Source organism: Subdoligranulum sp. APC924/74, from assembly GCF_003324125.1.
GTDB lineage: Bacteria > Bacillota > Clostridia > Oscillospirales > Ruminococcaceae > Gemmiger > Gemmiger qucibialis.
Genome location: NZ_PSQF01000006.1, coordinates 1 through 18,680, shown reverse-complemented (window position 1 = coordinate 18,680; position 18,680 = coordinate 1). Strand labels below are relative to the sequence as shown.

The 18,680-nt window shown below is 58.5% G+C and carries 18 protein-coding genes; 1 reads left to right on the top strand and 17 read right to left on the bottom strand.

Going from position 1 to position 18,680, the window contains the following annotated elements; all coding sequences use genetic code 11:
* Nucleotides 1–21 precede the first annotated feature (21 nt).
* Nucleotides 22–1,905: a hypothetical protein gene (locus C4885_RS03445; protein ID WP_113999013.1), complete on the top strand. Its 1,884-nt coding sequence runs from the start codon at nt 22–24 to the stop codon at nt 1,903–1,905.
* A gap of 199 nt (nt 1,906–2,104) precedes the next feature.
* On the opposite strand, the gene C4885_RS03440 is transcribed toward C4885_RS03445, so the two are convergent.
* From C4885_RS03440 to recJ, 17 genes are all read right to left on the bottom strand, one after another.
* The gene (locus C4885_RS03440) at nt 2,105–2,950 is read right to left on the bottom strand and encodes an NYN domain-containing protein (RefSeq protein ID WP_113999012.1); all 846 of its coding nucleotides are present in this window, start codon (nt 2,948–2,950) and stop codon (nt 2,105–2,107) included.
* Nucleotides 2,951–2,957: 7 nt separating this feature from the next.
* Nucleotides 2,958–4,100 (bottom strand): class I SAM-dependent RNA methyltransferase, encoded by a 1,143-nt coding sequence (locus C4885_RS03435; RefSeq protein ID WP_113999011.1) that lies wholly within the window; start codon nt 4,098–4,100, stop codon nt 2,958–2,960.
* A 170-nt stretch (nt 4,101–4,270) separates the two neighbouring features.
* The gene (locus C4885_RS03430; RefSeq protein WP_113999010.1) at nt 4,271–4,771 is read right to left on the bottom strand and encodes a S1 RNA-binding domain-containing protein; all 501 of its coding nucleotides are present in this window, start codon (nt 4,769–4,771) and stop codon (nt 4,271–4,273) included.
* 192 nt (nt 4,772–4,963) lie between these two features.
* Nucleotides 4,964–5,245 carry a septum formation initiator family protein gene (locus C4885_RS03425; RefSeq protein ID WP_113999009.1) on the bottom strand — a complete coding sequence of 94 codons (282 nt, stop codon included), beginning with the start codon at nt 5,243–5,245 and terminating at the stop codon, nt 4,964–4,966.
* Between the two features lie 105 nt (nt 5,246–5,350).
* The gene (locus C4885_RS03420) at nt 5,351–5,821 is read right to left on the bottom strand and encodes a hypothetical protein (RefSeq protein ID WP_113999008.1); all 471 of its coding nucleotides are present in this window, start codon (nt 5,819–5,821) and stop codon (nt 5,351–5,353) included.
* Nucleotides 5,822–5,838: 17 nt separating this feature from the next.
* Nucleotides 5,839–6,174, bottom strand: coding sequence for a YabP/YqfC family sporulation protein (locus C4885_RS03415; RefSeq protein ID WP_113999007.1), 336 nt, complete (start codon nt 6,172–6,174; stop codon nt 5,839–5,841).
* A gap of 86 nt (nt 6,175–6,260) precedes the next feature.
* Nucleotides 6,261–6,506 carry an RNA-binding S4 domain-containing protein gene (locus C4885_RS03410; RefSeq protein WP_113999006.1) on the bottom strand — a complete coding sequence of 82 codons (246 nt, stop codon included), beginning with the start codon at nt 6,504–6,506 and terminating at the stop codon, nt 6,261–6,263.
* A gap of 137 nt (nt 6,507–6,643) precedes the next feature.
* A complete protein-coding gene (locus C4885_RS03405) occupies nt 6,644–6,916 on the bottom strand; it encodes an HU family DNA-binding protein (protein ID WP_113999005.1) in 273 nt (90 codons plus the stop codon).
* A 45-nt stretch (nt 6,917–6,961) separates the two neighbouring features.
* A complete protein-coding gene (locus C4885_RS03400) occupies nt 6,962–7,651 on the bottom strand; it encodes a MazG family protein (RefSeq protein ID WP_113999066.1) in 690 nt (229 codons plus the stop codon).
* Nucleotides 7,652–7,784: 133 nt separating this feature from the next.
* Complete coding sequence (locus tag C4885_RS03395) at nt 7,785–8,285, bottom strand: zinc ribbon domain-containing protein (protein WP_242979465.1); 501 nt, start codon at nt 8,283–8,285, stop codon at nt 7,785–7,787.
* Nucleotides 8,286–8,499: 214 nt separating this feature from the next.
* Nucleotides 8,500–9,444 carry a uridine kinase gene (locus tag C4885_RS03390; protein WP_113999004.1) on the bottom strand — a complete coding sequence of 315 codons (945 nt, stop codon included), beginning with the start codon at nt 9,442–9,444 and terminating at the stop codon, nt 8,500–8,502.
* Nucleotides 9,386–10,876 (bottom strand): coproporphyrinogen dehydrogenase HemZ, encoded by a 1,491-nt coding sequence (hemZ, locus tag C4885_RS03385; protein ID WP_113999003.1) that lies wholly within the window; start codon nt 10,874–10,876, stop codon nt 9,386–9,388. The genes C4885_RS03390 and hemZ overlap by 59 nt, the downstream gene beginning before the upstream one ends.
* A gap of 364 nt (nt 10,877–11,240) precedes the next feature.
* Nucleotides 11,241–11,849, bottom strand: coding sequence for an MBL fold metallo-hydrolase (locus C4885_RS03380; protein ID WP_113999002.1), 609 nt, complete (start codon nt 11,847–11,849; stop codon nt 11,241–11,243).
* Nucleotides 11,850–11,861: 12 nt separating this feature from the next.
* Nucleotides 11,862–12,317, bottom strand: a complete 456-nt coding sequence (dtd, locus tag C4885_RS03375; protein WP_113999001.1) for a D-aminoacyl-tRNA deacylase — start codon at nt 12,315–12,317, stop codon at nt 11,862–11,864.
* 39 nt (nt 12,318–12,356) lie between these two features.
* Entirely contained in the window at nt 12,357–14,039 is a 1,683-nt protein-coding gene (locus tag C4885_RS03370; RefSeq protein WP_147237741.1) for a DUF6311 domain-containing protein, read from the bottom strand.
* Nucleotides 14,040–14,228: 189 nt separating this feature from the next.
* Nucleotides 14,229–16,385: a bifunctional (p)ppGpp synthetase/guanosine-3',5'-bis(diphosphate) 3'-pyrophosphohydrolase gene (locus C4885_RS03365; RefSeq protein ID WP_242979467.1), complete on the bottom strand. Its 2,157-nt coding sequence runs from the start codon at nt 16,383–16,385 to the stop codon at nt 14,229–14,231.
* Between the two features lie 159 nt (nt 16,386–16,544).
* Nucleotides 16,545–18,578, bottom strand: coding sequence for a single-stranded-DNA-specific exonuclease RecJ (gene recJ, locus C4885_RS03360; protein ID WP_113998998.1), 2,034 nt, complete (start codon nt 18,576–18,578; stop codon nt 16,545–16,547).
* Between the last annotated feature and the right edge of the window lie 102 nt (nt 18,579–18,680).

Genomic DNA, 18,680 nt, shown 5'->3' with positions numbered 1-18,680 from the left:
GGCTGCACAAGGAGGTCTTGTGTGAACATCTTCTCTTTTGTCTATCTGGTGGTGTTCCTGCTGGCAGGCTTTTGCATTGCACGCAGGGCGCTGCCGCAGGCGGGGCTTTCGGTCAGCATTCCGCTGGGGTGCGGGTTCGGGGTCTCACTGCTGGCATTTGTTCCGGCCTGTTTTGCGGTAGTGCTGGGTTTCCGGCTGCCTGCCCTTTTGTTGGCCGCAGCTGTTGTGGCCGCGCTGGCCGTTTGGTTGGCGCGGCACGGCACGCCGTTCACCCGTGTACCGGATCTGGACGCCGCCGCTCTGTGGGCCTGTGTGCTACCCTTGGCTGTTGTTACCCTGTACCTGCTGCACACCCATGTGCTGCATCTGGTAGACGGCAGTTATCACACCGGGCAAAGCTGCTATGGCGATATGGCGATGCACCTGGGATTCATCAAAAACATTGCCGTTACCGGCAAGCTACCGCCGGTGTATCCCCTGCTGGGCGGCGAGCACCGGTTCGGCTACCCGTTTTTGTGCGAGACCGTTTCCAGCGTTTTTCTGGTGCTGGGGGCAGACGCCCGCACCGCTTACCTGCTGCCCATGCTGGCCGCATTCATCAGCGTGTACGGCATGATGTGGCAGCTGGCGCGGCAGGTGTTGGGCAGCGCGGGCAAAGCTTGCCTGGCTTTTTGGCTGTTCTTTATGGGCAGCGGGTTCGGGTTTGTGTATTTCCTTGGCAGCGCCGAGGCGTTTGCCGGCATCTTTACCGGGTTTTACACCACTCCCACCAACTACACTGCCGAAAACATCGTCTGGGTCAACCCCATCGTGGATCTGCTGATTCCACAGCGGGCCACCCTGTTTGGCTGGTGTGTGCTGTTTCCCGCGCTGTATCTGGTCTGGCGGTTCTGTATGGAGGAGGAAACCCGGCTTTGGCGGTATCTCGCCCTGCTGGTTCTGCCCCTGCCACTGATGCACACCCACAGCGCACTGGCACTGGTGCTGATCTGCCTGGCGTGTGGAATGTACACCCTGGTTTGCCGCCCCCGCACCAAGGCCGTACTTGCCCCATGGGGATGGTTTGCCTTGGTGTGCGGCGTGGTCTGGCTGGTAGAAATGTGGAACACCGTGTTTGCCCAATCGCTGGACGGGCAGCACATGCTGCGGCTGCATTTGAACTGGATCAACGGGCAGGATGACGGCACCCTGAAAGACAATTATTTCTGGTTCTACATCAAAAATATCGGCCTTGTCTACCTGCTGCTGATCCCGGCATTTTTCCATGCCAAACCCAAGCAGCGCTGGCTGTACGGCGGCGGATTGGCCATTCTGGTTCTGGCGGAATTTGTTGTGTTCCAGCCCAACAATTATGACAACAACAAGCTGCTGTATATCTGGCATCTGCTGGGCTGCCTGTTGGTGGCCAGCCTGCTGATGGATTGGTTCAGCAAAGTTCGTGCTATCCCCTGGCGGGCGCTGGGGCTGTGCCTTTGCTGCTTTATCGCCATGTTTGGCAGTGTGCTGACTGTTGGACGCGAAGCGTTAAGCGACTACTGGCAGTGGAGCGCAGACGACATTGCCATGGCGGATTATATTGATGACAATGCGGAAACCGATGCAGTATTCCTGACCAGTGACAGCCACCTTTGCCCGGTGTTCAGCCTGGCCGGGCGGCGCATTTTGTGCGGCTCCGGCAGCTTTGTATACTACCACGGCATGAATTATACCGCTGAATACAACGCCATGCACCAGCTGTACGAGAATCCCGATGAAGTTTTCCTGGCGCAGTGGGGCATTGACTATGTGCTGTTTGACAGCTATGTGTTCAGCAACATCCAAAATGTGGACGAGAGCTGGTATGCAGCGCGCTATCCCCTTTGGTACGAGAACGGCGGCAGCCGCATTTATAAAATCAACGGATAAGTTTGTTCCGTATCAATTTTCCTAACATAAACAATCACTCCGCCGCGGGTCCGGTTTTCAGCTGGTCCTGCGGCGGAGTTTTTAGGCAATACCGCATAATTCTAAGTGCCGATACGGCGAGCGAGGTACGGCAGCTGCCGGAGCGGTGCTTAAGCCGTAAGGCGGGAATTATGCGGTATTGCCTTTATTTTATAATTCTTTAAGACGACTTTTTATTGCGCGGCACCCGGCGCTTGGGGGCGGCTTTGCGGGGCTGGTTCTGTTTTTTGGGGGCAGCCTTTTTGGGCTGCGGGTGTACCCGCACAAACTGGATGGGGTTGCCGTTGGGCAGGGTACGCTCTTCCACTTCCAGCACCGGGAAGGACGCCAGGAATTTATTCAGGCTCTTGCTGCCAAAGTTACGCACATCAAAGTCCGGGTAGCGCTTGATGAGCTGGTCTCCCACGCGGGAGGTTCGCACCCAGCCGGTGCCATCGTCCATCTCGTCGATCATATCGCAGACCAGGCGGCAGATGGAATCGCGGTTGATGGCGGTATCGTCCCCCGCGCCAACCTGGGCGGCGGCTTCGGCGGCAGCGGTGGAATCCGCGCTGGCATCCTCGCTTCCACCATGCTCCAAAATCAGGTCAAGGTACTTGAACTGGTCGCAGGCTTTCACAAAGGGACCAAGTGCCTTGCTTTCGCCCATGCCGATGACCAGCTTGCCGGCTTCGCGCAGGCGGGCGGCAAGGCGGGTAAAGTCCGAATCGGACGAAACGATGCAAAAGCCATCCACATTGCCCGCATACAGCAGATCCATGGCGTCAATGATCATGGCGCTGTCGGTTGCATTTTTGCCGGTGGTGTAGCTATACTGCTGGATGGGAATGATGGAGTTGTTCAGCAGCACATCCTTCCAGCTTTTCAGGCGGGCATCAGACCAATCGCCGTAAATACGTTTGCAGGCCGCCACGCCAAAGGACGCAGCTTCATCCAAAATCACCTTTACATATTTGGGGCTGATGTTATCCGCATCGATCAGAACTGCCAGTTTCAGATCCTGCATCGCAGCCTCACTTCCTTACCGGTTTGACCGGGCGGTCAAAGTACATATAAATCTGGCAGGGGATCATGCCGTTATAAATTTTGCGGCGCTTGGCGGCCTTTTTGCCAAAGTGGGCTTCAAAATCAGCATCCGCCGTAATGGCATACAATCCTGCGGTGGGGCTTGCCTGCCACACCTGGCCCAGGGTGCGGGCCAGGGCGGCGGCTTCGGCGGCATCGCCCAGGCGCTCGCCGTAAGGCGGGTTGGTCAGGATGATGGAGCTGGGGCGCGGGGCAAAGTCTTTTACGTCTGCCACCTCAAAGCGGCAGCGATCCCCCACCCCGGCCAGCTTGGCGTTGGCGTTGGCCAGCGCCACAGCGTTGGGGTCAATATCAAAGCCAAAGCCCTCGAACCCGGCATCCAGGCGGGAAGCCGCCAGCGCTTTCTGGCGCTCCTCCGCCCAAACGGCAGCGGGCACAAAGTCATAGTGCTCGGCGGCAAAGCGGCGGCGCAGGCCGGGGGCGATGTTCAGTGCTTTCTGGGCTGCTTCGATCACCAGCGTACCGGAACCGCAGAAAGGATCCTGCACAGTGCTGTCGCGCCGGACAAAACCGACATCGGCAATGGTAGCGGCCAGCGTTTCCTTGATGGGGGCCAGCGTGGCGTTTTTGCGATAACCGCGCTTATGCAAGCCGTCGCCGGAGGTATCCAGCATCACTTCCACCACGTTTTTACGCAGGGCAAAGCGGATTTTGTACAAAGCACCGGTTTCCGGCAGAGTGGTGGTTTTGTGGCCGTACTGCAGCCTCTTAACGATTGCCTTTTTGACAATGCTCTGGCAGGCAGGTACGCTGGAAAGCTGGCTGGACAGGCTGGAGCCCTTGACCGGGAACTGGGCATCCACCGGGATCAGCTCCTCCCACGGGATAGAGTAAACACCGTCGAACAGTTCATCAAAAGTTGCGGCGGGGAAGGTTTTCAGCAGCAGCAGCACGCGCTCGGCGGTGCGCAGGTTCAGGTTTGCCGCGGCGATCATGGCGGCATCACCCTCAAACGCCACGCGGCCATCCGTCACCTTTACGTTCTGCGCACCAAGGCGTTTGACCTCAAAGGAAAGGGTATGCTCGGTGCCAAAAAAGCAGGGAGCCACCAAAGTATACATGTTGGGCATAGTGTGTCCTTTCTGGGGCTGTGCATGGCACAGCCGGATATGCGGGGCCGGGCATATTGGGTCAGCCCCGCGGGATAAAAATTAGATTATGCCGTTACATAACCCAAAAAAGGCCCTGCCAAGCAGAGCCTGCATCTTATGGGCGTTGCAGTTGGCGTACGCTGCAGAAATCAGCCGCGGCGGCGGGAATACCCACCGCGATGATTCTCGGTAACGCGCTTGAGATCCGCAATTTTTTCTTCGCTCTGGGTCTTATAGCGTGCCATCATATCCTCAAAGCTCAGGTCGCCCTGCGGCTGCGAGGGTTTGGGCTGCCAGACACGGGGGGCTGCTTCGCGGCGGGGCGGGCGGCCGCCAGCCGGGCGTGCACCACCGTTACTGCCCTGCTGCCCTTGGGGGCGCGGGCTGCGGGGCGCGCGGGGTGCGCGCTCCGGTGCGGGCTGGGTCTGCTTGATGGACAGTGCAATCTTGCCATCCGGCGCGATGGAGATGACCTTAACCTTAACGGTCTGGCCAGCTTCCAGCACGGTAGCAAGGTCCTGCACAAACTCATAGCTTACCTCAGAAATGTGAACAAGGCCGGTTTTGCTTTCCGGCAGGGCAACGAAGGCGCCAAACGGCTTAATGCCGGTAACTTTGCCTTCCAAGATGTCTCCAACCTGTAATGCCAAAACTATAATACCCCTTTGCTGCCCGGCAAAACTGCCGGGTATCGTTATTGATGGAACCTTTGCTTTCAGATTCCGCTTGTATGCCTTGCAGGCAAAGCCTGCACTGTTAAAAACTGGTTGAGTCCGCAAAAAACAGAAGCCAGCCTTTTGCATCTTCCATTGTACCTGGCATGGTAATCCGGCGTAATGCTGTTACTTGCCGCTCAGATCCACCCAAATGCGCTCATTGGGCTTGGCATAGCCATCGGCGCGGGCGCTGCGTTCAATAATCGCGTCTTTGCCATCGGCCAATGCGCGTCCCAGCTCTTCGTTTTGGGCCTGCTGGGCGCTGAGCTGTTCGCGCACCGCGGCGAGTTCCTGCTGTTTGGAGCCGATGGTGATCTGGCACTGGATCAAAGTAAAAAACAAAGAACAAAACAGTGCCGCCACAGCCAAGGGAAGCAAACGCCGCGCAATGCTTTTGTGTTGGTTCATGCGGCAGCGCCTCCTTCCGGGCAGGTATCAAAATGCCGTTGTGTGCAAACCATTGTACCGCCTGCCCGCACAAGAAGGTCTTATGCAGGCATACTTAAATACAGTTTAATTATATAATATTGTGTGCTTGTTTTGCAACACATTTTTCGGCTTTTTTCCGCTTTTCTTGCATGAATCTTGTGCGTTGCGCCGCCGGGCGTGCCGAATCTTTCTGATCCGGGCCAGCAGCCACTGTTTGAACGGGTGTACCGCATAGTCCGCCGCAAAGCGCAGCGGCCAGACCAGAACAAACACCGTGCCGCGCAGCGCCCTGTGCACCGCGTGGGAAACGCACCACCGCCAGCACAGTGCCCCCAGCCCCATGGCGGCGGCCATATACCAGCGTGCCGCCCCGGTAGCCGAAGCCCCCGCCGCGAAGCCGCAGCAGACAAAGGCTGCGGCAGCAAAGGCCAGCACATCCCACACAAAGCAGCGCACCGGGCCGCTGCCAAAGGCAAGGGTCGCCCCATCCCGTACAGCGCCAAGCAGCAGGCCCGCCCCAAGACAAAGCAGCACATCGCCCAGCACTGCCCACAACGGCGGCGATGGCACCATCAACGCAGCAGGCGGGCCAGCAGCCCACCGCTCTGTTTTTTGCTCTGCTGGTTCTCGGTATACTGCAAATATTCGATCTGGCCGGAGATATGCACTTCCCCCGTGCGAACCGAAAGCTCGCTGACCTGCATTCCTTGCCCACCGATGGTCAGATCCCCCAGCGGAGTTTGCAGCGTTGCGCCCAGTTCATCACAGCTCACAATACGGGTCACACCGGTCACCGTCAGCCGGGCGCGGTTTTCCAGCGTCAGGGCATGGGCGCGCGGCGGAGCAGGCAGGTCGGATTGCTGGGGGGCATGTTCCCCAATCGGGTGCGGGCTGGTCAGTTCTGGCATGGCGGTTTCCTCCGGCAGCAGTTGTTGCTTACCCTATACCATATGCTGCACACCGCGCGGTTAGAACTCCCCCGCCCTGGTTTTTCTCAGCCTTCCAGGATCTCAAACAGCTCGCGGGCAACATCCTTGCCCTTGGGTTCATCAATAGAAAGCACCCGCACCTTGACGGGGCGGTTGCCGAAGGTAATCTCGATCACATCGCCGATTTTTACGGCATAGCTTGCCTTGGCGGGTTTGCCGTTCACGATCACGCGGCCCGCATCGGCCACATCATTGGCCAAGGTGCGGCGCTTGATCAGGCGGCTGACTTTCAGGTATTTATCCAGTCTCATGGTTCATCCTCATCTCTATGGCAGCGGTATTCCAGCCACCAGGCGGGAATCATGCGGCGCTGCCTATATCATAAAAGCCCGCCGCGTTTGGGTGCGGCGGGCTTTTTCATTCAGAGCGTATCTGACGCCTGAACAGATTACTGCACAGCGTCCTTCAGTGCCTTGCCAGCCTTGAATGCGGGCAGCTTGGAAGCAGCAATGGTCATGGGCTCTTTGGTCTGCGGGTTGCGGCCCTGGCGTTCCGGGCGCTCGCGGACTTCAAAGGTGCCAAAGCCAACCAGCGAAACTTTGCCGCCGTTCTTCAGCTCTTCGGTGATAGCAGCCAGTGCTGCGTTGACAGCCTTTTCGGCGTCTTTCTTGCTCATGCCAGCTTCAGCGGCAACGGATGCGATCAGTTCAACTTTGGTCATTTGTTATATACCTCCAAATTAAATAAATTGCGTTTTTTTGCCTTTTCAGGCTACCGGCCCGGCTGCTGTGCAAAATGCCTCGTTGGCTTTTTGCAGCGCCTGTTCGGGGTCTACCCCTGCCTGCCGAGCCAGATTGGCGGCGGCAAACAACAGTTCGCCCACAGCCTGTTCTGCCTGCGCGCTGGCGGGCTGCGCCGTTTGCAGGTTCTCCGCCGCGTCTGCCAAGGCTGCAGCATCGGCCCCCTGCAGGGCTGCGCCATGGCGTGCGGCGCGCTTTTGCAGCTTGGCCGCGCGCATCAGCGCGGGCATGGCACGGGGCACACTTTCCAGGTCATCGGCCAGGGTGCGGCGGCCCTTTTCTTTATTTTTGAGCGCATCCCAGTCCGTTATACCCTCGTAACCTGGTTGGGTGCCAAAAATATTTGGGTGCCGCTCAATCAGCTTTTGGCATACGCCATCGCAGACCTGTTCCCAGGTAAAGCGGCCGGTTTCCTGTTCCATGCAGGTATGGAAAGCAACCTGCATCAGCACATCGCCCAGCTCTTCACACATCAGCACCGGGTCATCCAGGTCCAATGCGTCCACAGCCTCATACGCTTCTTCCAGGAAGTTCATCCGAATCGATGTATGGGTCTGAACTTTATCCCACGGACAGCCGTTGACCGGATCCCGCAAAAGGGTGATAATGCGGACAAGATCATCTGCCGTGTACGGGCGGTTGTGCGGATATTCCATGCATGCTGCAATGCTGCCTGCCCAGGATGTACCAGGGTCCGCTTGAAAAAACAACAGGCAACATCATACCTCTCATTCTACCGTTTTGTCAAGGAAACAATACAAGTTGCTGTTTGACAGCCAAGTTACCTGTTTACAGCTGTGCGCCGCAATGGTTGCAGAACAGTGCGTCTACATCCACATCTGCATGGCAGACGGGGCACTCTTTGGTCTCACCGCGCGGGCGGTCAGCCGCATCGGCCAGAGCCTGCTCCTCCTCGGGGGTCAGGCCGGCGGGGTCATCGTGGTAAGTGGTGGGATCGTTGGGGTCCTCAGCCTCCTGCTCAGCCTCGGCAGCTTCAGCGGCAGCGGCCTCATCGGGGGTCATGCGGGCCTTGATTTCCTCAATCGCCTTTTCGATTTCGGCAATGTTCTCGATATATTTATCCACCAGGGGCTGGTTTTCTTCGTCTGCCTTATGCAGGCTGTAAACCAGTGCGCCCAGCTGGCGCTGTGCCTTGGCCAAGCGGTTCTGCTGGGATGCCAGATCCAGCTGGTTCTTGCCCTTATCTGCAATATCCATGGCTGCCTTGTAAGCGGTATCCACAAACTGCATGCTCTGTTCTTTGATCTTATTGATATCCAGTTCAAACATAATGTAACACCTCGTTATCATCTGGCCCCGGCAGGGCACTGCGCCACAGCTGCGCAGCCCGGCCGGGTGGAATGAAAAGCCGTAAAAATTTATTATTTTCAATTTCACGGCTTTTCCCTGTAAGGCTTATTATACCGTATCATTGCCTGGTTTTCAATCTTGTGGCGCAAAGAATTATGTCCAAATCGTAAACATTTGGACGTAGCAGGAAGTTTTATTGGTTTTCGGCTCCAATGAACTCCCGCAGCATGCTTTTCTGTGGGATCAGCGCGGCATTAATGGGTACAAAATGCGCAAACCGGCTGCGCAGGTCTGCCATGCGGCCCGCATTGGCGCTGGCCGTCAGCTGGTCAATATAATATTCCCAAATCCCCACCTCGCAGCTGAACGAAGTATCCAGCACAAGGTTCGCCCGATTCTTGAACGTCTTGATATACTGGTCCTCTGCCTTACAGACATGGGGCCACAGGCCGATGGTAAAATCGGCATCATGCCCGCGGAACCGCCAGTCCCGCGTAATGCGGCGGGCAAGGCGAACATCGCGGGTGGCGATCAGCCGCGCACCGTCCGGTCCGGCATATTCTTCCCGCAGGCTGGCGTAAATATTCAGCACAGCATCCTGCGGCAAAGTCTCGGTCAGGATGGGGTTAAAGGCGTGCAGTCCCTCCACAACCACCACACCGTCGGTGCAGTCGATGTGCTGGGTCTGCGGGGCGGGCAGCTGGGTCATAAAGTCAAAGATCGGCGCATCGCACACGCCAGTCTGGGCCAGCTGCTGCAGGCAGTGCTGCACCAGCGGGATATCCAGCGCTTCCACGCATTCGTAATCATCCCGGCCATCCGGCTGTTTGGGGTAACGGCCCTCGCCCACAAAAAAGTCGTCCAGGCTCAATACCCGGCTGCGCACGCCTTTGCTGCGCATGGCGGCGGCCAACTTGTTGGCGCTGGTGGTTTTGCCCGCAGCGGAAGGCCCCGTCAGCATGACAATACGGCGGCCGGATGCCAGAACATAGGCCGCGGCGGCATCAATGCGGCTCTGGTACTGCTGTTCGCTCAGCTGCACCAAATCAGCCGGGTTGTGCGCGGCAAGGTTGAGCAGCTCACACCCCACCATGCGCTTGGGGGCGCGCGGATTCACCACAGCTGGGATATTGGTCATAGAACTGTTTCACTCCTTCCTTGCGTGCAAGGATCGTGTCAAAACGGTCGATATATTCTGTCGGGTACTTATAATTAAAGATACGCTCGATCTTGCCGTGACGTGCACCGGGGGCCACCAGCTTTGTAGAACCGCCCGCACCGGCAGAAAGAATGGTGTGGACTTCCTCCATGATATAGATATTATACAGGCACTCGTACCCCGGCTTGCACCAGCCCACGTTTTCCAGGTTTTGCAGGGTGCCTTTTTGGCGGTACAGGTAGTAGGGGCGGTAACCGGCTTTTTCCAGCAGCTCGCAGCTTTCCACCATAGCGGCCACATCGGCATAATCCGCAGCGCGGTGCTCCACCACCAGGTTGGACGCCCGTTTCAGCGTGAGGGTATGCACGGTGATATTTTCCGGGTCCAAGTCAATGGCCGTCTGCAGGCTATGGCGGAAGCCTTCCACCGTATCCCCCGGCAGACCCGCGATCAAGTCCATGTTGATGTTATCGTGCCCCACGCGGCGGGCGGTCCGGTAACAATCCAGGATATCCTGCGCCGTGTGGCGGCGGCCAATGTTGCGCAGCACTTCATCCGAGAATGTCTGCGGGTTGATGGAAATGCGGGTAGCGCCGTATTCTTTGATGATGCGCAGTTTTTCTTCGTCAGTACAGTCAGGGCGGCCCGCTTCCACGGTAAACTCTTCCAGGGCGGGCAGGTCAAACTGCTCGGCCATGGTGCCCATCAGCTGGCGCAGCTGCTGCGCGTTGACGCTGGTGGGGGTGCCGCCGCCGATATACAGCGTTTTGATGCTGAGGTGTGCGGCGTCCGCAGCGGCGCGGGTAGCGGCAAGCTCCTTGCACAGGCAGTCCACGTAGGGGGCCACCAGCGCACGGCTGGATTTATCCCCCACCGTGCGGGAAACAAAGCTGCAATAGCTGCAGCGGGACGGGCAGAACGGAATGCCCGCGTACACACTGCAATCCATCGGCTGAGCGCGCTCCAGCACCGGGCGCTGCAGGTCCGCAATACTTTTGGCCATGGCAAAACGGCGCGGCGTGCAGTCAAAATGCTGCAAAAAGCGCTGTTCGATTTCTTCTTCGGTTTTGCCCTCGGCGCGCAGGTCATGGATGATGCGCACCGGGCGCACGCCGGTCATCATGCCCCAGGGCGGGCGGATACCGGTAACGCCGCACAGCATGGTGTACAGCATGCGGCACAAAGCATACTCCTGCGTGCGGGCATCCCCCTGGGGCGGGCGCTGCTGCACCCAGGTGGTTGTGCCGTTCTGCCGCACCAGAACCAGCAGCAGATACCTGTGAGCCACAGCCAGCACAAGGTCTGCGGTATCGTCCGGCAGGGTCTGGCTCAGCTCCGCCGCCGGGTAAAAGATGCGTGCGGTATGCTCGGCCTCATACCCAGCTGCCGCACCGCGCAATACAATTTGCATAAGAACCCCCGAATTGGAGGGAGGAGTTAGGGCAATACCGCATAATTCTAAGTGCCGATACGGCGAGCGAGGTGCGGCAGCTGCTAGGCCAAAAGCGCAGATAATACTGGATGTCTTATCGAGCATTTTGGCAACGCAGATGCCGTGCCGCAGCTGCCGGAGCGGTGCTTAAGCCGCAAGGCGGGAATTGTGCGGTGTTGCCTTAGGAGTTAGCGCGGAGCCGAGCCTGTTGTAATCCCGCTTATGCCAATACTGCCAAAACAGTACCCGGCGCATTGCAGGTATACCGCAAACTTTTAGGCCGCCGCTTAACTCCTAACTCCTCCCTCCTAACTCCTACCTATCTTCCTAATTCCTACCTATCTTAAAATACTTCCCCCATCAGATATGGGTTGGACCGGCGTTCCTGGCCGAGGGTGGTAAAGCTTTCATGGCCGGGGTAGACGGTGGTTTCATCCGGCAGGGGCAGATCCGCCACAAGAGCAAGGCTGCGCTGCATATCGGCTGCGCTGCCGCCGGGCAGGTCCACACGGCCGCAGCTGCCCGCAAACAGGGTATCGCCGCTGAACAGCCGGTCGCCGCAGGCGATGACCACGCCGCCGGGGGTGTGGCCCGGTGTGTGCCAGATGCGGAACGTCAGCTCATCCACCTGATACTCACTGTTGCCCGCAGGCCACGGGGCATCGATCAGATCCGGAGTCAGCGGATACATCTGGTCGCCTTTGGCATCGGCCAGGTCCATATGCACCTTAGCGCCAGTGGCTTTTTTCAGAGCCGCCACACTGCCCACATGGTCATAATGGCCGTGGGTGAGGAAAATGTCCGTCAGGGTTGCGTTATTCTCTTTCAGCTGAGCCAGATAGGTTTCGGCCTCGGCAGCGGGGTCCACCACAACGGCATGCCCGGCGGCGGTGATCAGCAAAAAGGTATTAGTATACAGCGGCCAAACGCCGTGGATATGGATCAATTTCATGGTTGTGCTCCTTTACTTCCACTCATCGGTATCAATGATGATGGTCACCGGACCATCGTTGACAAGGCTGACCTGCATATCGGCCCCAAACTCGCCATGCTGAACGTCTTTCAGTCCCTGGGTGTTCATCAGCTCCTGCAAAAAGGCATCATAAGCGCTTTTGGCGGTCTCCCCTTTTGCGGCATGGATAAAGCTGGGCCGTTTGCCGCGGGAGGTATCGCCATACAGGGTAAAGTTGCTGACGACAAGAGCCGAATAGCCAAGTTCCACCGCGCTGCGGTTCAACTTGCCCTCATCATCAGCAAAAATGCGCAGCCCGGCGCATTTGGCTGCCAGCTTGGGGATAATGGCGGGGTCGTCTCCATCCTTTACCCCAAGCAAAATCATCAGCCCCGGCCCGATGGTGCGGGGATCGCCGCCGTTGACCACAACGGACGCCGAGGAAACACGCTGAAGCACAGCACGCATAACACAGTTCTCCTTATTCAGTCAGTATGGCACACCCGGTTAAACCGCAGGCACCATAAAATAGCAGGAATCCGCCACAAAGAAATTCAGCGAATCATCGCCCGCAAACACCGCCTGCCAGTTTTCCCATGTTGCGCCATCGGTTGTCACATACACGGCGGTGGGGTCATACCGCCCGGCGGCAAGCCGGGCAGCGGTATCGGCGCGGCTGGCTTCCGCCGCTGGGTGGCTGCCGGACACAGCAATATCCAGATTGGTTGCCAGCCCCTGCTTGCCCGCCAGAATGGCCAGCAGGCGCAGGCGGTCCTCCCGCACTTTCCCGGCGGCAAGCAGCTGGGTGTGGCCAGCGCCAAGGCTGGCGGTCTGGTCGTTGTTTACCACTGTGGCGTTGATGGGGTCGGCGAACTTCTGCCGCTTTTGCTGGGCGGCGGCGCTCAAATCAAACGCCTGAACGCCGACAAACAGCGCCAGCACCAGCACCGCATACCGGCCGGGCAGGCGGTCCCGCAGGGTATACACGGCATACACCACCATGCAGGCCGCTACCAGATAGAACATCCGCCCGCTGGAGCGGAAGATGCCGCACAGCTCCAACAGCTTTGCAGGCAGCGGCAGCTCAATGCCGGTGTTGCCCCAGTAAATTTTGTTGCTGACGGCAAACAGCGTTAAAAACACGCAGGCCGCAAACACCGGCCCGTTGCGGTGCCACCAGGTTTTGGTGTTCTGGAGGCAGCGCACCGCCCGGCGCAGGCTGAACAGCAGCGCCGCCGTGATCAGCGCCAGCACACCAAGCCCCAGGTAATTGAAGCCATCATACTGGCCGGGCTGCTGCGGCATTACCTGGTACAGCCGGGACCAAGTGTAGCCCCCGCGGGAGGTTGGGTTGATGAGTGCATTCAGATTCATGGAATAATCGCCATAGCCGGAGCGGGATGCCCCGGTGCCGGAGCCGATGGCCCCGCACAAAACGCCGCCCACCACAGCCGCTGCCAAACTTGCCGCAAACTGCAGCGCCGCGCGGCCCCAGGCTTTTTTCTGGCGGCCCAGTTCCACGGCGGCCAGCAGGGCGCACATCATGACCAGCGGCAGAAAGTACGGGTGGATGCCCACCGCCAAAAAGGCCAGCACCGGCATGGCCCAGGGGAATTTGGCCGTGCCGCTGTGCAGGTTTTGACGGTATTCCAGAAAGGCATACAGCGCCAGCAAAAACAGCCATTGGCTGGCCAGCGCGGTATGGCGGAACGCGCGCTCCCACAAGGTAGGCAGCATAACAAACAGCAGACCGCCCAGTGTGGAAAACACCAGCGCTCCCGCGCCAGTTTTTGCCTGCCCGCGGGCGCACAGAAGCGCACCGGCTGCCCCCTGCATGGCAAAGCAGAACAGTGTGTACCACCCAAACCACTGGAAGGTGGAGGGCAGCACCCCGCGCAGCGCCTTGAAGAAGATGCTGGCCCAGGGGATGCTGTCGGTAAACGAAATGACGGTGCCATCCGGGGCGGCAATGGTATCCGCCAGGCCCAGCGGGAACGCCCAATGAGAGTTGCGGAACAACACCCAGCCCGCATAATGCTGCTGAATGTCCCACTCATCATAGCCGTTCAAGATCCAGGCATCATAGGTTGGGTGCAGGGTGGATGTGCCATACAGCAGGAAAAATACCACCATGCCCGCCGCCGCGCCCAAAAGCGCCGCCAGCCACCGCCGTTTTGTGTTTTGATTCATGTGTTTTATGGGTTGTGCAGTGATAGGTCAATTTTGATTTAACCCCAGGCAGCAGGCACTCAATATGCGTTCCTACGGGGTTTCTGCACACTTTCTATTTTCTTTCTTATTTTTTATGTCTGATATATCAGAGTTTTTTCGGTTCCTTTTTTTGCAAAAAAGGATCAAAAAGTCCCCCGTATAAAAGTTTTAGTTGCGGGTAACTGTCAGAACGTCTTTGACTTTTTTCAGGCGTGCCACAACATTGTTCAGGTGCACGGTGTTCATAATGCCCACCGTCAGGGACATGCGTGCGCGGCCCTGGTCCGCCGCGCGGGCGGAAAGTGAATAGATCGGCACACGCATATCGCCCAGCGCCAGCGCAACGTCCGAAAGCAGGTTGGCGCGGTCCATGCAGTCCAGCTCCAGCGTTGCCTTGTAGTCCTCTTTGGCATCATCCGCCCAATAGGATTTCACCCAGCGGGCGGCATTTTCCGGGTCCTTCATACTCTGCTGCACATTGGCGCAGTCCCGCTTGTGGATGGACACGCCAAACCCACGGGTGACAAAACCGATGATGTCATCCCCCGGCAGCGGCGAACAACACTTGGCAAACTTGATGGGGCAGTTGTCAATGCCTTCCACCACAACGCCGTCCGAAGAATGAACACGCTTGATATCCACCGTGGGCAGCGGCTTGGGTTCCGTTGCTTTCAGGCGGGTGTACTCTTCCTTCAGCTTGGGCAGGATGCGCGCCAGCTGCAAACCGCCATAGCCGATGGCCGCATACATTTCATCCACCGAGTTACAGTGGTTGCGGCGCGCCAGGTTGGACATGAACTCGTCATACTGCTCCGGCGGGATCACCATCAGGTTGCGGCGCAGCTCTTTTTCAAAGGCATCCTTGCCCTCGGCAATGTTTTCGTCCCGGCGCTCTTTCTTGAACCAGTTGCGGATCTTGTTCTTTGCTTCGCTGGTTTTTACAATGTTCAGCCAGTCGCGGGAGGGGCCACGGTTTTCCGGGCCGGTGATGATTTCAATGATTTCGCCGGTAACGACCTGATGGTCAATGGGCACAATGCGGTTGTTTACCTTGGCGCCGATCATCCGGTTTCCCACGGCGGAATGGATGGCGTAAGCAAAGTCGATGACGGTTGCGCCGGCCGGCAGGTTGATCACATCGCCGCGTGGGGTAAAGGCAAGCACTTCTTCCGGCAGCAGGTCAGACTTGATATCGCTGAGCAGGTCGGTGGCATCAATGCTGGAACGCTGGCTTTCCAACAGCTGGCGCACCCAAGCCAGGCGTTCGTCCAGCCTATCACTGCTGGCGGCGGTAATGCCGGCCTTATACTTCCAGTGGGCAGCAATGCCATATTCCGCGTTGCGGTCCATCTCGCGGGTACGGATCTGCACCTCAAAGGGGATGGCTTCGCGGCCAATCACGGTGGTGTGCAGGCTCTGGTAGCCGTTGGGTTTGGGGGTGGAGATATAATCCTTGAAGCGGTTGGGCAGCGGGTGGTACATATCATGGATCAGGCCCAGCGCGGTATAACATTCCGCCACCGTATCAATAATGATGCGGACAGCATAAATATCATAAATCTCCTCAAAGTCCTTGTTCTGCATATACATCTTGCGGTAAATGCCGTAGATGCTCTTGACACGGTGGCGGATGGTTGCTCCGTGGATGCCGTTCTGTTCCAGGTGTTCCTGAATGGTGGCGCAGATATCGTTGAGGAAGTCATCCCCATGCTTGTTCAGCAGGGAGCGGATCATGTTATAACCCACAGGATCCAGGTATTGCAGGCTGCGGTCCTCCAGCTCCTCCTTGATGTTGGAAATGCCAAGGCGGTGGGCAATGGGGGCATAAACCTCCATGGTTTCCAGGGCTTTATCGCGGCGTTTCTGCTCCGGCCAGGCATCGCCGGTACGCATATTGTGCAGGCGGTCACACAGCTTTATGATCATCACGCGGACATCCTGGCTCATGGCAAGCAGCATTTTGCGCAGGTTTTCCGCTTTGCGGTCCTCGACATTCGAGAACTTGATCTGGGTCAGCTTGGTAACACCATCCACCAGCAGGGCAACCTCGCTGCCAAACTTCTGGCGGATCTCGTCAATGGTCACGGGGGTATCCTCGGCCACATCGTGCATCAGGGCTGCGGCAACGCTTTCGCTATCCATGCCAAGTTCCACCAGCAGCTGTGCCACGCTGATTGGGTGGCAGATATACGGTTCGCCGCTGCGGCGGAACTGGGTGGCATGCGCCGCGCTGGCCAGCTGATAAGCACGGTCAATCATGTCAAAATCATAGGCACGGCCGCTGGCGATCAGATCATGGCGCAGTGCTTCATAAGTAGTGGGCATGGGCACCGGCTGCTTTTGCGCCTGGGCTGCCTGTTCTGCAGCATTGTTTTTGACTTCTTCTGGCATTCTATCATCCCCATTTCAAGTATCGCACAATCATAAAAAAGTCCCATTTCTGCGGCAGTTCCCTCCTGCCGCGGGGACATTTTTCATTTTGCCTTATCCTTCCCCTTCCGCCAGTCTGCGCAGGACCGGCGCGGAGGAGAGGTCTTTTTTGCCGGTCACTTCCACCGGCTGGTAGCGGCTGCCGCGGCGCTCGATCAAACCAAGCTGTTCCAGCGCCGTCAGGCTGGCCAGGGTCTTGCCGGTGTTTTCCGGCCCTGCGGTTGCAAACAGCGGCTGCAGATCATCCGCAAACACATTGCCGGTGCGCACCATGCGATACACGGCAGCGGTATCGGCACGGGTGGGCAGGCAGGCCAACCGCTCGTCATCTGGCAGGGCCGTTCCGCTCAGGAAAGCATCAAACCGTGCGGCCTGCTCCGCCGGGGCATTGCCCAAACCGGCCGGGCGCATGGCACAGCAATGGCAGGACACCATCGGCCCGCTGCGCCCCTGGAAGATGCTGACTTCCACCGCGGCATCCACAGCTGTACCCATGCGGTAGGGCAGGTCGTCCGGGGCGGTGCCAAACAGTGAGACAAAGCAGGCTGCCCCGCCCTGGCGCAGGCGAATGCGGCAATGCCGCCCCTCACTGCCCAGGGGCCAGATGCCATCCACCGCGGCGTTTTGCAGCAGGAACACCGGAACCGGGTTGCCGCTGCCAAAGGGAGCCAGGCGGCTGAGTTCCTGTACGGTAGGCACCGTCAATTCCGCAATATCGGCCACGGCATCCAACTTGAGCGGCAGCGGCTTGGGCACCGGGTATTCTTTAGCGGCCCAATCGTTGATGGCTTTGCGGAACGCGCCGATCTTTTCTTCTTCAATGGTCAGGCCCGCCGCAGCGGAATGCCCGCCAAAGCGCAGCAGCAGCGGTGCGCAAGCGCACAAAGCGGCGTGCAGGTTAAAGCTGGTGGGGGCGCGCCCACTGCCGCGGCCCTCGCCGTTTTCCGTCGAAATAACAATGGAGGGGCGGCCGTATTTTTCCATCAGGCGGGTTGCCACAATGCCGATTACACCGGGGTGCCAGCCTTCGCCTGATACCACGATTACACGGTCCAGAACACGGGCAGGGTCTGCGCTCAGTTTTTCCAGTGCAGCGGCAGCGATCTGCTGTTCCGCCTGCTGACGGCTGGTGTTGATCTCCGAAAGGCGCGCTGCAATGCCTGCGGCCTGCTCCTCGTTTTCGCACAGCAGCAGCTTCAGGGCAACAGCGGCGGTATCCATGCGGCCCGCGGCGTTCAGGCGGGGTGCCAGCCCATAGCTGACGGTTTCCGCCGTGACAGGGCGGTCTGCATAGCCTGCGTTTTCCAACAGGGCCTGCAAACCGGGGCGCAGGGTATCCTGCAAGGTGGCAAGGCCCTCTTTTACAATGGTGCGGTTCTCCCCCACCAGCGGCATTACGTCCGCAATGGTGCCAAGGGCGGCAAGTTCGCCAAAGGGTTCCAGCAGTTCAGCGGGGTCCTCACAGCCTTCCAGCGCAGCGCACAGCTTGAACGCCACACCGGCACCGCACAGATCCTTGAAGGGGCTTGTGTCGTCCTCCCGCTTGGGGTCCACAACGGCAACGGCTTTGGGCAGCTGCTGGGCGGGCAGGTGGTGGTCGGTAATCACCAGCTCAATGCCCAACTCTGCGGCCAGGTCAGCTTCCTCAATGGCGGAAATGCCGTTATCCACTGTCACAATCAGCTTATAGCCTTTATCTGCCAGCTTTTGCAGGGTTTCACGGTTCAGGCCGTAGCCGCCGCCCTCGCGGGTGGGCAGTTTGCAGCGCACCTGCGCGCCAAGGTTGGTCAGGCACTCATACAGGATGGCCGTAGCGGAAACGCCGTCCACATCATAATCGCCAAAGATCACAATGGTTTCACCGTTTTCAATAGCCTGCTGGATGCGGGCAACGGCTTTGTCCATATCTTTCAGCAGGAACGGGTCGCTCAGCGGCGGTTCCTCTTCCAGCAATTCGGCGGCAGCCTGCGGCTGGGCAATACCGCGGCAGGCCAGCACCCTGGCCAGCAGCGGGCCATAACCGGCGGCCAGGAGCGCACTTTCCCCTGCGGTATCGGCGTTTTTCAGCTGCCAGGCACGATAGTTCATAATTGTCTTGCTCCTGTTCCTTTATGGCAACACCGCACAATTCCCGCCTTGCGGCTTAAGCACCGCTCCGGCAGCTGCGGCACGGCATCTGCGTTGCCAAAA